Here is a 16,946-nt window from a genome sequence, read left to right on the forward strand (position 1 = left end):
AATTATTCATTTGTTGTCTCCTCAGTATCGTTAGCGATATCTTCAGATCCTCCAAAATCGGTTATTTCTCCTTTGTTTTCATTCTGAGCGTCCTGTTCAGCGTTTTCTTCGTTCACCTGCTCTTCCGATTCGGATAAAACCTTACATACAGAGGCTATTTCATCGTTACGTTTACCTAAGTTGATCAGTCGGACACCTTGTGTGGCGCGGCCGATTACATTCAAGTCGGTTACCTTCATACGAATAGTGATACCTGATTTATTAATGATCATGATATCATTTTCTTCTGTAACATTTTTGATGGCAACAAGTTTACCGGTCTTTTCTGTAATGTTAAGTGTTTTTACACCCTTACCACCACGGTTGGTCATACGGTAATCTTCTACGATCGAACGTTTTCCGTAACCCTGTTCAGAAACAACCAATACTGTATCGGTTTCTTTATCCTTGATACATACCATTCCTACTACTTCATCGGAAGGATCTTCGTCCAATGTCATACCCCTTACTCCGGATGCTGTACGTCCCATGACGCGCACCGCACTTTCGTGGAAACGAATAGCCCGTCCGTTGCGGTTTGCGATCAATACTTCATTGTTACCGTTAGTCATACATACTTCGATCAGGCCATCGTCTTCACGCAGTGTGATAGCGTTCACACCATTCTGACGCGGACGTGAGTATGCTTCAAGCAATGTTTTCTTGATAACACCTTTCTTTGTACAGAACAACAGGTAATGTGAGTTGATAAATTCAGTGTCAGTTGTCAGTTTTTTAACGCGGATGAAAGCATTTACTTTATCATCCGGTTCAATATTCAATAAGTTCTGGATAGCTCTACCCTTTGCATTCTTCGCTCCTTCGGGGATTTCGAATACCTTCAGCCAATAGCATTTACCTTTTGCCGTAAAGATCAGCAGGGTGGCATGCATGGAAGCCGGGTAAATATACTCAACGAAGTCTGCATCACGTGTTTCAGAACCCTTGGCTCCTACTCCGCCACGTCCCTGTGCACGGAATTCACTCAACGGCGTACGTTTGATGTAACCCATGTGTGAGATTGTGATGATCATTTCATCGTCAGCATAGAAGTCTTCAGGATTCAGTTCTTCAGAAGCATATACGATATCCGTTTTACGTTCGTCACCGTATTTATCTTTTACTTCCTGCAATTCATCTTTGATCACTTCCATACGGGTATCCTCGTTTTCAAGGATTTCTTTTAAGCGGGCAATCAATTTCTCGATCTCTTCGTATTCAGCGCGCAGCTTATCCTGTTCCAGTCCGGTCAACTGGCGCAGTCTCATTTCTACGATAGCACGAGCCTGTACATCTGATAAAGAGAAACGTTCCATCAAACGCTCGATCGCTTCGTTCGGGCTCTTGGATGATTTGATGATAGCGATTACTTCATCGATATTGTCGGATGCAATGATCAGACCTTCCAGGATATGGGCTCTTTCTTCCGCTTTCTTCAGTTCGAATCTTGTACGGCGGATCACCACTTCATGACGATGATCGACGAAAGCCTTGATCATGTCTTTCAGGTTCAACTGGCGCGGGCGGCCGTTGACCAGGGCGATATTATTTACACTGAAAGAAGATTGCAAAGCGGTCAGCTTATACAATTTGTTCAGAACAACGCTGGAGTTTGCATCACGTTTTACATCGACAACGATACGCATACCGTTACGGTCTGACTCGTCGTTTACGTTAGAAATACCTTCGATACGTTTATCGTTAACCAGGTCGGCGATATACTTGATCAGTTCAGCCTTATTAACAAGGTAAGGAATTTCTGAAATAATGATCTTTTCGTGATTGTTTTCTACTTCGATCTCAGCTTTACCGCGAAGAATGATGCGTCCCCTACCGGTTTCGAAAGCATCCTTTACACCTGCGTAACCATAGATCGTTGCACCAGTCGGGAAGTCGGGAGCTTTTACATATTCCATCAAGCCTTCCACGTCGATGTCTCCACGGGCATCTATATAGGCCATAGAAGCATCCAGCACTTCACTCATGTTATGAGGCGGCATGTTCGTTGCCATACCTACTGCGATACCGGAAGCACCGTTCACCAACAAGTTCGGGATACGAGTCGGAAGTACTGTCGGTTCTTTCAGCGTGTCATCGAAGTTCAGCTGGAAGTCTACTGTGTCTTTGTCAATATCACGAAGCATTTCTTCGGCAAGCTTGCTCAAACGTGCTTCGGTGTAACGCATTGCCGCCGGACTATCGCCGTCGACCGAACCAAAGTTACCTTGTCCGTCTACCAACGGATAACGTAAGGACCATGTTTGTGCCATACGAACCATCGCAAAATATACGGAAGAGTCTCCGTGCGGATGGTACTTACCTAAAACTTCTCCAACAATTCTCGCAGATTTCTTATAAGGTTTATCGGATGTATTACCTAATTCATTCATCCCGAACAACACACGACGGTGAACCGGTTTAAAACCATCCCTAACATCCGGAAGGGCGCGCGAAACAATTACAGACATTGAATAGTCAATGTATGCAGATTTCATTTCCTCCTCGATGTTAATCTTAATAATTCTGTCTTGATCAACCATTTAGTTTTATATTAATTACACTCAATATCTCACCTTTCAAAAAGTGCACTAAGGTAACGCTTTTCCCTTTATCACGAAAGTTTTTACCCTGAAATTTTATTATTCAGAAATATTGGGGTTTTCTTAAGGAATAATGGCACGGATTTTGTTAGTTATATAGAGAGAGTTTATTAATTTTGCATTCACAGTACATTATTATAATAGATAGGATTCATATAGGTATGAAAAATAATTATTCAAAAAGGTTGATGGACGTTATTGAATATAGCCGTGAAGAAGCTGCAAGGCTTCAGAACAGTTATATCGGGCCGGAACATTTGATGCTTGGTATCATACGCGACGGTGAAGGTAAAGCCATGCGGTTATTACATGATTTACACGCCGACGTACACGATATAAAGAAGAGAATCGAACAAGAGATCAAAAATACATTTGATACGGAAGAGTCCGAGCTACACGATATCGCCATCAGCAAAACTACAGAACGCGTACTACGTATGAGTATGCTGGAGTCACGTTTGTTCAAAACAGACGAGACAGGCACGGAACATCTGCTTTTGGCTATTTTGAAGGAAGAATTCAACGTGGCGGCAAAGGCATTGAGCGAAGCCGGTATAAACTATCGCAATGTATACAATAATCTTATAAACGGTACGGATATGAACCGGATGGAAGAACTGGAAGAAGTCGATGAGATCAGCGATGGTTACACCGACGACGAAGACGACGATGAAGAAGACTTCTCTTCCCGCAAGGAATCTCCTCGCTCCTCTTCCGGTGCGGGAGCAGGTGCTGCCCAGCCGAAATCGCCGAACGATACTCCGGTATTGGATAACTTCGGTACGGACATGACACGCGCTGCTTCGGAAAACCGCCTGGATCCGATCGTAGGCCGTGAAAAGGAGATCGAGCGTCTGGCACAGATCCTGAGCCGCCGTAAAAAGAATAATCCGGTGCTGATCGGTGAGCCGGGTGTCGGTAAATCCGCTATCGTGGAAGGATTGGCCCTGCGTATCATCCAGCGTAAAGTGTCACGCGTATTGTTCGACAAGCGTGTGATCAGTCTGGATATGGCATCGATCGTGGCAGGTACCAAGTATCGCGGACAGTTTGAAGAACGTATCAAAGCGATTCTGAACGAACTTTCCAAGAACCCGAATATCATCTTGTTCATCGATGAAATACATACCATTGTAGGTGCAGGTTCGGCCTCCGGCTCGATGGATGCCGCCAATATGCTGAAACCGGCCTTGGCGCGTGGTGAAATACAATGTATCGGTGCGACGACACTTGACGAGTATCGTAAGAATATCGAGAAAGACGGTGCACTGGAACGTCGTTTCCAGAAAGTGATCGTCGATCCGACAACTGCAGAAGAAACATTGCAGATCCTGAAAAATATCAAGCCCCGTTACGAAGAACACCATAATGTGATCTATACCGACGAGGCGCTGGATGCATGTGTGAAACTGACAGAACGATATATCAGCGACCGTAACTTCCCGGATAAGGCAATCGATGCACTCGACGAAGCCGGTTCCCGCGTACATATATCTAATATCACAGTTCCGAAGAGTATCGAAGAACTGGAAGCAAAGATTGAAGATACAAAGACCGAAAAACTGGCAGCCGTCAAGTCGCAGAACTTCGAACTGGCAGCAAGTTTCCGCGATAAAGAACGCCAGTACCTGTTGCAACTGGAAGCGGCTAAAGCCAAGTGGGAACAGGAATTGCAGGAACACCGTGAAACGGTAGACGAGGAGAAAGTGGCCGAAGTGGTGGCCATGATGTCAGGTGTGCCGGTTCAGCGAATTGCAAAGGCCGAAAACCTGAGACTGCTGGAAATGGCAGAGAATCTGAAAAAGCAGGTCGTAGGTCAGGACGATGCCGTGCAGAAGATTGTAAAAGCTATCCAGCGTAATCGTGTAGGGTTGAAAGATCCGAACAAACCGATCGGTACATTCATGTTCCTCGGTCCGACAGGTGTCGGTAAGACTCACCTGGCAAAGAAGTTGGCAGAATATCTGTTCGACTCGGCAGACGCCTTGGTTCGTATTGACATGAGCGAATACCTTGAGAAGTTTGCGGTATCCCGTCTGATCGGGGCACCTCCGGGATATGTAGGATATGAAGAAGGTGGTCAGTTGACTGAAAAGGTTCGTCGTAAACCTTACTCTGTCGTATTGCTTGACGAGATTGAAAAAGCGCACCCCGATGTATTCAACCTGTTGTTGCAGGTATTGGATGAAGGTCGCCTGACTGACAGTCTTGGCAGACGGATCGACTTTAAAAATACGATCCTGATCATGACTTCCAATATCGGTACACGTCAGCTGAAAGACTTCGGCCGTGGTGTCGGTTTCAGCTCGCAGGCAGCCGGTGAAATGGATAAGGACTTCTCACGCAGTGTGATTCAGAAAGCATTGAACAAGGCGTTTGCTCCGGAATTCCTGAACCGTGTGGACGACATTATCATGTTCGACCAGCTTGATAAAGATGCAATCCATAAGATCATTGATATTGAGTTACAGGGACTTTACAAACGTGTTTGTGGTCTGGGCTACGAGTTGGTTCTTACCGACGAGGCAAAAGACTTCATCGCAACGAAAGGCTACGACGTACAGTTCGGTGCCCGTCCACTGAAACGTGCCATCCAGAAATACCTGGAAGATGAAATGGCCGAATTGATTATCCGTGCATCCGTTGGCGAAGGCGATAAGATCGTTGTCGACTTCAATAAGGATGAACAGAAAATAGTAACATCCGTACAGAAGAAAGAACAGGCATAAGCCGTTTCTGTCGGTAATAAAGTCAAAATGTCAGATAGAACCTATCTGGCATTTTTTTTGTTTATACCGTATCGTCAAACGAATTATTAATACATAATAAAAATATAAACGATATGGCTAAACAAGGAAACATTGGTGTTACAAGCGAGAACATCTTCCCGATCATTAAGAAGTTTTTGTACAGTGATCACGAAATCTTTCTTCGTGAATTAGTATCGAATGCTGTAGATGCTACACAGAAATTAAAGACCCTTTCATCCGTCGGTGAATTCAAAGGCGAATTGGGCGATCTGACCGTTCATGTCAGTTTTGACGACAAGACCATCAAGATCTCTGACCGTGGTATCGGTATGACAGCCGAAGAAATCGACAAATACATCAACCAGATCGCTTTCTCCGGTGCAGAAGAATTCGTAGAAAAATATAAGAATGATGCAGCTGCCATCATCGGACACTTCGGTCTTGGCTTCTACTCCTCTTTCATGGTATCAAAGAAGGTGGAGATCGTAACCAAATCATACAAGGAAGGTGCCGTTCCTATGAAATGGAGCTGCGACGGAACTCCCGAATATACATTGGAAGAAACGCAGAAAGAAGATCGTGGTACCGATATTATCCTGTATATCGACGACGAAAATCAAGACTTCCTTAATAAGGAAAAGATTAGCGGCCTGCTGACTAAATATTGTCGCTTCCTCCCCGTCCCCATCGCATTCGGTAAGAAGCAGGAATGGAAAGACGGTAAATATGTCGATACCGACCAAGACAATATCGTTAACGACATTACTCCGGCATGGGTTCGTAAACCGACCGACATGACGGATGAAGACTATAAGAAGTTCTATCAGGATCTGTATCCGATGTCGGAAGAACCGTTGTTCTGGATTCACCTGAATGTGGATTATCCATTCAACCTGACCGGTATCTTGTATTTCCCGCGTATCAAGAGCAATCTCGACTTGCATCGCAATAAGATCCAGTTATATAGTAATCAGGTATTCGTTACCGACTCTGTAGAAGGTATCGTTCCCGAATTCCTGACATTGTTGCACGGTGTACTCGACTCTCCGGATATTCCTCTGAACGTATCCCGTTCTTACTTGCAGAGCGATCAGAACGTGAAGAAGATCTCCAACCACATCACAAAGAAAGTGGCTGACCGTCTGGAAGAAATGTTCAAGAACGACCGTCCCCAGTTTGAAGAAAAATGGGATAGCCTGAAACTCTTCATCCAGTATGGTATGTTGAGCGACGAAAAGTTCTACGACCGTGCTGCTAAGTTCGCTCTTTTGAAAGATGTGGACGGCAAATACTATACATTTGAAGAATATAAAGCTTTGGTTGAAGCCAACCAGACAGATAAGGAAGGCAACCTGATCTATCTGTACACGACAAACGCAAATGACCAGTACAGCTATATCCAGGCTGCTAAAGACAAAGCATACAGTGTATTGATCATGGACGGCCAGTTGGATGTACATGCCATCAGCCAGATGGAACAGAAGTTCGACAAAACTCGTTTCGTGCGTGTTGACAGCGATACGATCGACAACCTGATCCGTAAAGACACAAACAACCAGGTAACGTTGGACGAAGATCAGAAGAACGCCTTGCAGGAAATGTTCAAGAGCCAGCTGCCGAAGATCGAAAAGACCGACTTCATCGTTACTTTCGAGGCATTGGGTGAAAATTCAAACCCTGTGATGCTGACCCAGAGCGAATATATGCGTCGTATGCGTGAAATGTCGGCTATGCAACCGGGCATGTCATTCTACGGTGAAATGCCAGATAACTACAACCTGGTATTGAACACAGATCACGAATTGGTTAAGAAAGTTCTTTCTGGAGAAGAACAGAACTGCGAAGAAAAGCTGAAACCGATCCTGGCTGATCTGAAAGGTTGGAAAGCCCGTCAGAGTGATTTGCGCGAAGCTCAGAACAGCAAGAAAGAAGAAGAAATTACTTCTGCTGAAAAAGAAGATATGACGAACACGAACCATAAGATCGATGAATTGACAGCACAACGCAACGCTATCCTGGCAGAATATGCCGGCAACAACAAGCTGGTCAGCCAATTGATCGACCTGGCATTACTGGCCAACGGTATGCTGAAAGGCGAAGCATTGAGCCAGTTCATCAAACGCAGTGTTCAGATGATCGGTTAACAGAGTAAAACAGCTTACTGTATATAAAAATGTTATATAAACCATTCACCCTTCACCTGAATAAGGTTAGTACCTTGTCATACAAGGTGTTATAGCGGAAATAACGGGTGAATGGTTGGATGATAAGGTGAAGGGATTCTTTAAACCCTTCACCTTATTTTTTTATATTATCGTACAGTAGAAGCCTGGCTATTATCTAGTAACTCTAAAGTCTTTTACTTTTATCTCAAACACTATAACCTCTTCGCTTCTCAATATGGATCGTTAAGCTTGCCGACATAGGTCGTTAAGCTTTGCTACGTACATCAGTAAGCTTAACGACCTACGTCGGCAAGTAAACAAGTACCTTCCTTCGCCTTAGCTTTCAATAGCTTTGAACTTACTTTCCTTATATGTATTCCTTTATACTTCGAAGGGTGAAAGGTTTAAAGTAACCTTTCACCCTTTCATCCAACCATTCACCTTCTATTTTTCATCGTAATAACCTATACGATAGATTGTTACTGTTATGAAAGTGAAGGGTGAATGGTTTTTATGTAAAATTACTATGTAGAAACCGAGAAGGGGTATCTCTTACTTGAATGTCTGTATTCACTTTGTTTCTACCGTATACCCTTTCAGGTTGGCGAATGTCAGGATCGAGCTGGTGATAGCATTTCCTAGATCGTCTCCACTGTCGTTTCCCTCCTTTTTAAGTTCTTCTTCGATATAGGCCTGCCGTTTGATTGCCAGTTCGGCTATCTCCTTTTGCAGGGCGGTTCTCTCCTCTTCTTTTTGGGTGATGATCTTTTTTATTTCTTCGTTCGATTTGCCTTTCAACTCTTCGGGTAGTTCCTCCTTTCGGATGCTTGACAAGATGTTCTTATCTTCTTTCATCTTGTCTACCAGATCCCAAGAGGTATTTTTATAAACGGCTTTCGATTTGCTCACGGCACGCTCGGTATAGTTGGCGGATGAAATGGCATTGGCGTTTTGGTCTTGCACGACCTGGTTTATTTTACGTTCCTTTCCAATGCTACCGTAACTGATATATGTATTGTTCAGTTTCTCATTACAAAGAATGATTTGCGGATCAAAAGGTGTTTTGATCTGGCGGGTGACGGCATTGGCATCTATATTGAAGAATTTACCTTTTCCATGAATCGCGGCATCCTGCCAGAAGTCGCGTATACCCATTTCTTCATTGCCGCAATGGATCGTATTGACGAAGATATTACCATTTACCGCTTCGGCGATGGCTGTTTTGTAAGGGACAGAACCTTGCGTGAAGATTTCATTTCCGGCAATATAGATCAGCTTCATATCACTTTCGTTGCGTCCCCATTCCAGTTCCTTTACAGCCTTGCGGATGACGGTACCGCAGTATTCTTCGCTTCCGCTTGTCGTAAGGGCGAATAACTCTTGGGAGATCAGGTCGAGATCGACGGTCAGCGGAGTGATTTGCCGGATATAGTCTCCACCGTATAATTTATAGCTGCCGTATTCGTAGAGGGAGATCTCTATCTCCGGTGTTTCGCCTTTAAACTTCAGGGTGGTCAATGTATTGACGATATTCCATAAGCGTGACTTGGCCTGTTCAATCAGTCCCTGCATACTGCCGGAAGTGTCCAGAAGGATAGCGACCTGTATTTTTGTCTTATTGACGGCCGGTGTGTTTGCTACCTGAACGATGGCCGGATCTGCTTTCGGGGTTGCGTTTCTGGCTTCCAGTACGCAGCTGACTGCGGTTGTTAATGCTGTAAATAAGAAGCATAGTAGAATAATTCTTTTCATATTCAGAAATTTTTAATAGGTTTATGGTTCAAAAATAGGATGTTAAAAGTTAGGATTCCGGACAGAATGGGTGAACCGGGCTTTTGAGTTGGTGAAATATAGGATATAAATGTTTTAAATATGTTTACTTTACAATCTCAATAGAAACTATATGGATAAATTGGCTGCATACCTGACAATATTACTGCTAAGCTGTCTTTCTGTGACTGCCGGGGCACAGGACTCGGTTCGTACTGAACGGAAAAGCAGTGCCAAAAAGGCATTAATGAATCTGTCCAAATCGCTCGAAAGTGGGAAGTCGGACGAGTCGGTAGCACTCGATTACGAGGCATTGGCCAAGACGCTTGCCCTTCAGGGTGAGTTCAAGAAAGCCGAAAGCTATCTGAGCCAAGCCCGTTCTTTATTCCATCAACTCCGTAACCAGGAAAAGACCGCCCAGATCGACCGGGAGATCGGACGGATACAGGAAGCACAGGGAAAGATACAGGAAGCGATTCTCAGTTATAACAATGCCTGGCGTTTATCGCAGGATACAACTTTTAAGGCATTGAATATGAATGATGTCAACCGCTTAAAGAATATCTCCGATCCGGTCGGTCAATCTCCTTATATTCAAAAAAATATAGAAATACTGAATACCTCTCAGAAGCCGGAACAACGGGAAGACCGGGTTGCGGCCTTTCAGCAGATGGCCTATGTCAATATGAAAATGGATGATAAGCAGGCTGCCCTCAGTAACCTGAACAGTGCGTTGGAAGAAGTGAAAGATCAGCCGGTGGAAGCCATCAAGGTACAAAGGGAGATTGCAAAGGTATATGTAGCCGACAGCCAGCAGGTAAAAGCATTGGCTTCTTTGCAGGAGTCTTACGACCTGGCACTGAAAGAGGGTCATACGATGGAAGCAAAGAAAAGTCTGGAACAGTTGGTGGCACAATACCGGAAAGAAAATCAGCCGCGTAAAGCACTCGACCTGTATGCGGATTTCATGGGTAGGTTGGAACCTTTGGTCAAAGCTGACAGCACACTGATAGATCAGAAATTCTTCCAGGCGCATGAAGCACGGATCGCCCAACTGGAAAAGGAACGTGCCTTGAAAGATGAACTGATCAGGAAAAAGAACACCTTCAATTATGTATTGCAGGGATCGATTGTGCTGGTTCTCGTGTTCCTTCTTTTTATAGTAAAAGCCTGGTATTCGATCAAAAAGAAGAATAAGAAGATTGCCCTTCAGTCGCTACGGCGCGAGATGAACCCGCATTTCATCTTTAACAGCCTGAATAGCGTCAACCAGTTTATCGCCCAGAACAATGAGTTGGAAGCCAATAAATACCTCTCTTCCTATTCACGCCTGATGCGGAATATCCTGGAGAATTCGAATAAGGATTTTACACCTCTTTCAACCGAGCTGGAGCAACTGAAAGAATATCTGGATCTGGAACATATGCGTTTCAATGATAAGTTCGTTTATGAGATAGAAGTGGACGAGTCGCTCGATACCGACCGGGTATTAGTGCCTAATATGCTGATCCAACCTCATTTGGAAAATGCGATCTGGCACGGCCTGCGATATAAAGAGTCGGGCGGCTTACTGAAACTGTCGGTTAAGGCAGATGGCAACTACCTGTCTGTTACGATCGAAGACAATGGCATCGGCCTGAAAAAAAGCAACGAACTGAAAACCCGCCACCAGAAAGAACACCGCTCGCGTGGCCTCACAAACACCCACGAACGGATCAACCTGCTGAATAGTTTATACAACACCTGCATAACGATGGAAATAACCGAAAAGGAAGGCGAAGATACAGGCGTTGTCGTGCGGATCAGATTCCCTTTCAATGCCTGATAGCTACTGTTTTCTGACAGGATATAATTGTATTTTCTTGCGTATGATAATTATATCCCGTAAGTTTGCTGTTTAATATATCTCATACGTTAAAACAACATTGATAACATGAATGACTCTATCAAAAAACTAAAGCAGAAGAGGATGCTTCTCCTGGCACTGACCCTTCCGCTGCTTTCGCCGTTAACCATGCAAGGCATACAGAAAACCGATGTATGTCTGGAAATACAGCAGGATAAGAAGATTGTCCAGGCGAAACAGATTAATCCCACGACGGTTGAACTTTTGTTTTCCGATAATCAAAGAATGACATTTGATTTTTATGGAGAAAACATCTTCCGGATCTTCCAGGATAACAATGGGGGCATTATCCGCGACCCGGAAGCGAAGCCGGAAGCACAGATCCTGGTCGATAATCCCAGGAAACCGATAGCTCCCCTCACAGTGAAAGAAGACGGGAACATTATATCTATCAGTACAAAAGATATAATGTTGGAGTTGGACAAGAACACATCCTTACTGAAAGTGACCAATCTGAAAACGAATACGGTCGCACTGGAAGAAGTGAAACCGGTAGTGTTTGAAAAAGGTAAAACAATCCTCACACTGAAAGAAAATCCGGGTGAATATTTCTATGGTGGCGGTGTGCAGAACGGACGTTTCTCACACAAAGGGAAAGCGATCGCCATCGAAAACCAGAATAGCTGGACGGACGGTGGTGTAGCATCCCCTAACCCTTATTACTGGTCGACGAACGGTTACGGCTTTATGTGGTACACCTTCAGTCCGGGTAAATATGATTTCGGAGCAGCTGAAAAAGGCACTGTGAAGTTATCGCATGATACCGACTATCTGGATGCTTTCTATATGGTCAATGAGGGTGCCGTACCTCTGTTGAACGATTTCTACCAGCTGACCGGTAACCCGGTATTATTGCCGAAGTTCGGTTTCTACCAAGGACATCTGAACGCTTACAACCGCGACTATTGGGTGGAAGACGAAAAAGGCATCCTCTTTGAAGACGGCAAACGTTATAAAGAGAGCCAGAAAGACAACGGTGGTGTTAAGGAATCGCTGAACGGGGAAAAGAACAATTACCAGTTCTCTGCCCGTGCCGTGATCGACCGTTATAAAAGCCATGATATGCCGTTCGGTTGGTTGTTGCCTAACGATGGGTACGGTGCCGGATACGGACAGACCGAAACGTTGGATGGCAATATTCAAAACCTGAAAAATCTGGCGGATTATGCTCATCAGAATGGCGTGGAGATCGGACTCTGGACACAATCGGATCTGCACCCGAAACCTGAAGTCAGTGCCCTATTGCAGCGCGATATAGTGAAAGAGGTACGTGACGCTGGTGTGCGTGTATTGAAAACAGATGTGGCATGGGTCGGTGCCGGTTATTCGTTCGGTCTGAATGGTGTAGCCGATGTAGGTCATATCATGCCTTATTATGGAAACAATGCCCGTCCGTTCATTATCTCTCTCGATGGTTGGGCAGGAACACAACGTTATGCCGGTATCTGGTCGGGCGACCAGACAGGCGGACAATGGGAATATATCCGGTTCCATATTCCGACTTATATTGGTTCGGGATTGTCGGGTCAACCGAATATCACTTCCGATATGGACGGTATCTTCGGTGGAAAGAACCTGGCCATGAATACACGTGATTTTCAGTGGAAAACATGGACGCCGATGGAACTGAACATGGATGGCTGGGGCTCAAACGAAAAATATCCCCATGCCCTTGGAGAACCTGCTACATCGATAAACCGCTGGTATCTGAAACTTAAATCGGAGTTGATGCCTTATGCGTATAGCATTGCGAAGGAAGCTGTAGACGGTAAACCTATGATCCGTGCCATGTTCCTGGAATACCCGAATCCGTACACGTACGGCAAGGCTACGGAATATCAGTTTATGTACGGCCCCTATTTCCTGGTTGCTCCTATCTATCAGGAAACACAGGCGGATGAAAAAGGAAACGATATCCGTGATGGTATTTATCTGCCGGAAGGTGTTTGGGTGGATTACTTCACCGGAGAAAGATATGAAGGAAACTGCGTTATCAATAATTTCGCTTCTCCACTTTGGAAACTTCCTGTATTCGTGAAGAGTGGTGCAATTATTCCGATGACGAATCCTAATAATAATGTATCTGAAATCAACAAGGGACTGCGTATCTATGAGTTTTACCCTGCAGGTTACAGCTCGTTTACAGAATACGATGATGATGGCCTGACGGAAGCCTATAAACTAGGCGAAGGTACTACAACACTGATCGAATCGGAAGTTGACGGTTATGATCCTACCTTGACTCTGGTATTGGGAAATAAGACAATTCCGGTAGGCAAGAAAGAAGGTAAAAATAATGTAACGATCACAATTCATCCGACAGAAGGTAATTTTAAAGGTTTTGTGAAAGAGAAAGCAACGGAGTTGCGTATCAATGTTACTGAAATGCCTAAAAAGGTAGCAGCTAAAGTCGGTAAAAACAAAGTAAAACTGGCCGAAGTCCATTCAATGGCTGAATTCTCTAAAGGTGAAAATGTTTACTTCTACGATGCGGCCCCTAACCTGAACAAGTTTGCAACCCCGGGAAGCGAATTTGAAAAGGTAACGATTACCAAGAATCCGCAATTATTGGTTAAGTTGGCTTCTACCGACATTACTGCCGATGAAATTACGCTGAATATTGAAGGTTATAACTTCAACACCGCTAACACGCACAAGGTAGCAACCGGAACATTAACAGTTCCCAACGGACAGGTTGCCGCCGAAAACGTAGAAGCTTATACCCTGAAACCAACCTGGAACAAGGTAAGCAATGCCGACTACTACGAAATCGAATTCAACAACATGCTGTACACTACTATCAAAAATACAGAACTGCTGTTCGATGGACTGGAAGCTGAAACAGACTACACATTCAAACTTCGTGCAGTCAATAAAGACGGTCATTCCGACTGGAATACATTCAGTACGAAAACGAAGTCTAACCCGCTGGAATTTGCTATCCAGGGAATTCGTGGCGAAGTGACGGCCGAAGTACAGGAAGGCTTCGAGGTCTTCCGTTTGTTCGACTTTGCCGAGCTGGGCGATATGTTCCATACGAAGTACCGCAAGAATGCCATACCGTTCGATATGATCATCGACCTGCGTACAGTGAATCAGCTGGATAAATTCCATTACCTGTCTCGTCAGGATGGTGGTAACGGTACGATGTTGAGAGGTTTCGTTTCTTATAGTATGGATAAAGAAAACTGGACTCCGGTCGACTCCTTCCGGTTTGAACGTAACGGTGATGTGAAGGTGTTCGAATTCAAGGATAAACCGAAAGCACGTTACATCAAACTGAATGTGACCGAAGGTGTAGGCAATTACGGTTCAGGCCGCGAATTGTATGTATTCAAAGTTCCCGGAACAGAAAGTTACCTGCCGGGTGATATCAATAACGATAAGAAGATCGATAGCAACGACCTTACTTCATATATGAACTACACGGGTCTGCGTAAAGGCGACAGCGATTTCGATTATGTAAGTGCAGGTGACATCAATCAGAACAATCTGATCGATGCCTATGATATTTCGGTCGTTGCCACTCAGCTGGATGGCGGTATCGAAGAACAGGGTACTGAAAAAGCGGCCGGTACGATCGAGATCAGCACTCCGAAACAGACATACAACAAGGATGAGATCGTGGAAGTCAAGGTAACGGGAAAAGATCTCAAAGCAGTTAATGCCCTGAGCTTTGCTTTGCCTTACGATCAGCAGGATTATGATTTTGTGGGCGTGGAACCGTTGAATCTGAAAGCAATGGAGAACCTGACTTACGACCGTCTGCATACAAACGGCCAGAAAGCGCTGTATCCTACTTTCGTTAATCTCGGCGACAAGGAAACACTGGAAGGAACTACCGACCTGTTTATCCTGAAGCTGAAAGCTAAACGCAAAGTGAAATTCAGCTTAAAGGCAATCGATGGTTTATTGATCGATAAGGATTTGAATATGTGCAAGTTCTAACAACTATCCATCGTTAATATACAAGAATCCCTTGTTTCAGTAATTGTCTGGAGCAAGGGATTTTTTATGGGTATTATTATTATCTTTGACAAAATGAAATCTGTTAGATGTCTGAATAATAATAGAACGCTTATATGGAAATGCTGCAAAAAATAAGAAGTGTAATTGTTGAAGATGAATCGGCTGCCCGCGAAGCACTTAAGAATTACCTGGCTAAATATTGTCCTGCCGTCGAAATTATCGGGGAGGCGCACGATTGTAAATCAGCTATTCCCCTATTGCACGAACTGGAGCCGCAGTTGGTCTTTCTCGATGTGGAAATGCCTTACGGGAATGCCTTCGATGTATTGGAAGGATGTAAAGACCTATACTTTGAAACTATCTTTGTGACCGCATTCTCCGAATATTCGCTTCGGGCATTAAACCAGAGCGCCGCTTATTATCTCCTGAAGCCCGTGAGTATCGAAGAACTGATATTGGCCGTAAACAAGGCACAACAGCATATTATAAACCGTGAAATATTCAACCGGAATAAAATACTGGTAGAAAACCTTCGCGAACCTAAACCCGAAAAGCGGCAGGTGATCCTCCCCACGCTGGAAGGTTTTGAAGTGATCCGCATGGAAGATATTATCCGTCTACAGGGGAACGGTAATTTTACGGACATTTACCTGAAGGATAAAACAAAGAAAATGGTATGTCGCTTCCTGAAATATTTCAGCGAGATACTCCCCTTCCCCTTTGTTCGGGTGCATAAATCGCATATCATTAATTTTCATTGCGTCAAGTCGTACCATAAAGGTTCGGGCGGATATATCGTGTTGGAAGATAATACGGAAATAGAAATCTCTCCTAGTTATAAGGATGATTTTCTCCGGCTGCTTAAATCCTAGCCATCCCCCTCTGGCCGGTGTTAACTATTACGGAACTCCTGCGGTGTCATTCCCGTATGCCTTTTGAAATACCGGTTGAAGAAAGACATATTATTGAAGCCCAATGAAAATGCTATTTCTTTTATGGGCAGATCGGTTGATTTTAACTGTGCCTTAATATCCATCAGGACAATGGCCGTGATAATTTCCAAAGCCGTCTTACCCGTCTCCTTTTTGATGGTCGAACAGAAATGTGAAACAGTAACTCCCAGATGTTCTGCATAAAAAGCGACATTGCGTTGGGTCGTGTAATGATACATGACAAGTTTTATGAACTCCCGGCACATCTCCTTGCTGCGCGTATATAACGGATTTTTCCATTTCCCATGATTCTTATATAACTCGGCCGTCCCTTGCATGAAGATCGTGAATATGGACTTGATAATATCTTTATTCCCTAAAGTACAGGGTAGCGAATAGGCATGCAAAAGCGGTTTAAAAACATCCAGGTAGAGTTGCGTAAGGTCCTCGGACAGATGTATGATGGGATCTTCCGTCAACATGGGAAGCAATTTGATCGTAGTTAATATCAGGTTATTGTTTTCCATAAACTCCTGTGAGAAGCAGGCATAATAGAAATGGGCATCCGGTGAAACTTCATTGATCTGTATAAAACAATCTGGAGTCAGTGTCAAGAAGTCATACTGTTTGATCGTATGTCCGGATAGATTGAGTGTGACGTGCACATTGCCTTTTACACATAAAGCGAAGAGCACGGCTTTCATTTTGCATGAGTAGTTGATATAGCGTTTTAAAATATCCCCGGTAATATTGTCGCCGGCAATAAAATCCATAGGGATATCGAATATAGGTATGTTTTCCTCCATATTGTTCAG

At 44.2% G+C, this 16,946-nt stretch carries 8 protein-coding genes; 5 read left to right on the forward strand and 3 right to left on the reverse strand.

The genetic code is table 11. The features are described from left to right. Nucleotides 1–2: 2 nt before the first annotated feature. A complete protein-coding gene (gene gyrA / locus HMPREF1212_RS10885; protein ID WP_028729299.1) occupies nt 3–2,579 on the reverse strand; it encodes a DNA gyrase subunit A in 2,577 nt (858 codons plus the stop codon). A 221-nt stretch (nt 2,580–2,800) separates the two neighbouring features. On the opposite strand from gyrA, the gene HMPREF1212_RS10890 reads away from it, so the two are divergent. Next, the gene (locus HMPREF1212_RS10890; protein WP_028729300.1) at nt 2,801–5,368 is read left to right on the forward strand and encodes an ATP-dependent Clp protease ATP-binding subunit; all 2,568 of its coding nucleotides are present in this window, start codon (nt 2,801–2,803) and stop codon (nt 5,366–5,368) included. 113 nt (nt 5,369–5,481) lie between these two features. Next, nucleotides 5,482–7,533 carry a molecular chaperone HtpG gene (htpG, locus tag HMPREF1212_RS10895; RefSeq protein ID WP_046149368.1) on the forward strand — a complete coding sequence of 684 codons (2,052 nt, stop codon included), beginning with the start codon at nt 5,482–5,484 and terminating at the stop codon, nt 7,531–7,533. A 591-nt stretch (nt 7,534–8,124) separates the two neighbouring features. On the opposite strand, the gene HMPREF1212_RS10900 is transcribed toward htpG, so the two are convergent. Next, a complete protein-coding gene (locus HMPREF1212_RS10900) occupies nt 8,125–9,306 on the reverse strand; it encodes a VWA domain-containing protein (RefSeq protein WP_046149369.1) in 1,182 nt (393 codons plus the stop codon). 151 nt (nt 9,307–9,457) lie between these two features. On the opposite strand from HMPREF1212_RS10900, the gene HMPREF1212_RS10905 reads away from it, so the two are divergent. The 3 genes from HMPREF1212_RS10905 to HMPREF1212_RS10915 all read left to right on the forward strand — a co-directional run bounded on the left by HMPREF1212_RS10905 (nt 9,458) and on the right by HMPREF1212_RS10915 (nt 16,071). Continuing rightward, nucleotides 9,458–11,149 (forward strand): histidine kinase, encoded by a 1,692-nt coding sequence (locus tag HMPREF1212_RS10905; RefSeq protein ID WP_046149370.1) that lies wholly within the window; start codon nt 9,458–9,460, stop codon nt 11,147–11,149. Between the two features lie 108 nt (nt 11,150–11,257). After that, nucleotides 11,258–15,178 carry a TIM-barrel domain-containing protein gene (locus tag HMPREF1212_RS10910; protein WP_046149371.1) on the forward strand — a complete coding sequence of 1,307 codons (3,921 nt, stop codon included), beginning with the start codon at nt 11,258–11,260 and terminating at the stop codon, nt 15,176–15,178. 134 nt (nt 15,179–15,312) lie between these two features. Continuing rightward, the gene (locus tag HMPREF1212_RS10915) at nt 15,313–16,071 is read left to right on the forward strand and encodes a LytR/AlgR family response regulator transcription factor (protein ID WP_046149372.1); all 759 of its coding nucleotides are present in this window, start codon (nt 15,313–15,315) and stop codon (nt 16,069–16,071) included. 20 nt (nt 16,072–16,091) lie between these two features. Here the strand turns inward: HMPREF1212_RS10915 and HMPREF1212_RS10920 are convergent, their stop codons facing one another. Next, complete coding sequence (locus HMPREF1212_RS10920; RefSeq protein WP_028729306.1) at nt 16,092–16,937, reverse strand: helix-turn-helix domain-containing protein; 846 nt, start codon at nt 16,935–16,937, stop codon at nt 16,092–16,094. Between the last annotated feature and the right edge of the window lie 9 nt (nt 16,938–16,946).

Source organism: Parabacteroides sp. HGS0025, assembly GCF_000969845.1.
Taxonomy (GTDB): Bacteria; Bacteroidota; Bacteroidia; order Bacteroidales; family Tannerellaceae; genus Parabacteroides; species Parabacteroides gordonii.

What these genes read in the sequence shown, in the direction of transcription:
- gyrA (WP_028729299.1), bottom strand. Translation starts at nt 2,579, where the DNA reads ATGGTTGATCAAGACAGAATTATTAAGATTAACATCGAGGAGGAAATG.
- HMPREF1212_RS10890 (WP_028729300.1), top strand. Translation starts at nt 2,801, where the DNA reads ATGAAAAATAATTATTCAAAAAGGTTGATGGACGTTATTGAATATAGC.
- htpG (WP_046149368.1), top strand. Translation starts at nt 5,482, where the DNA reads ATGGCTAAACAAGGAAACATTGGTGTTACAAGCGAGAACATCTTCCCG.
- HMPREF1212_RS10900 (WP_046149369.1), bottom strand. Translation starts at nt 9,306, where the DNA reads ATGAAAAGAATTATTCTACTATGCTTCTTATTTACAGCATTAACAACC.
- HMPREF1212_RS10905 (WP_046149370.1), top strand. Translation starts at nt 9,458, where the DNA reads ATGGATAAATTGGCTGCATACCTGACAATATTACTGCTAAGCTGTCTT.
- HMPREF1212_RS10910 (WP_046149371.1), top strand. Translation starts at nt 11,258, where the DNA reads ATGAATGACTCTATCAAAAAACTAAAGCAGAAGAGGATGCTTCTCCTG.
- HMPREF1212_RS10915 (WP_046149372.1), top strand. Translation starts at nt 15,313, where the DNA reads ATGGAAATGCTGCAAAAAATAAGAAGTGTAATTGTTGAAGATGAATCG.
- HMPREF1212_RS10920 (WP_028729306.1), bottom strand. Translation starts at nt 16,937, where the DNA reads ATGGAGGAAAACATACCTATATTCGATATCCCTATGGATTTTATTGCC.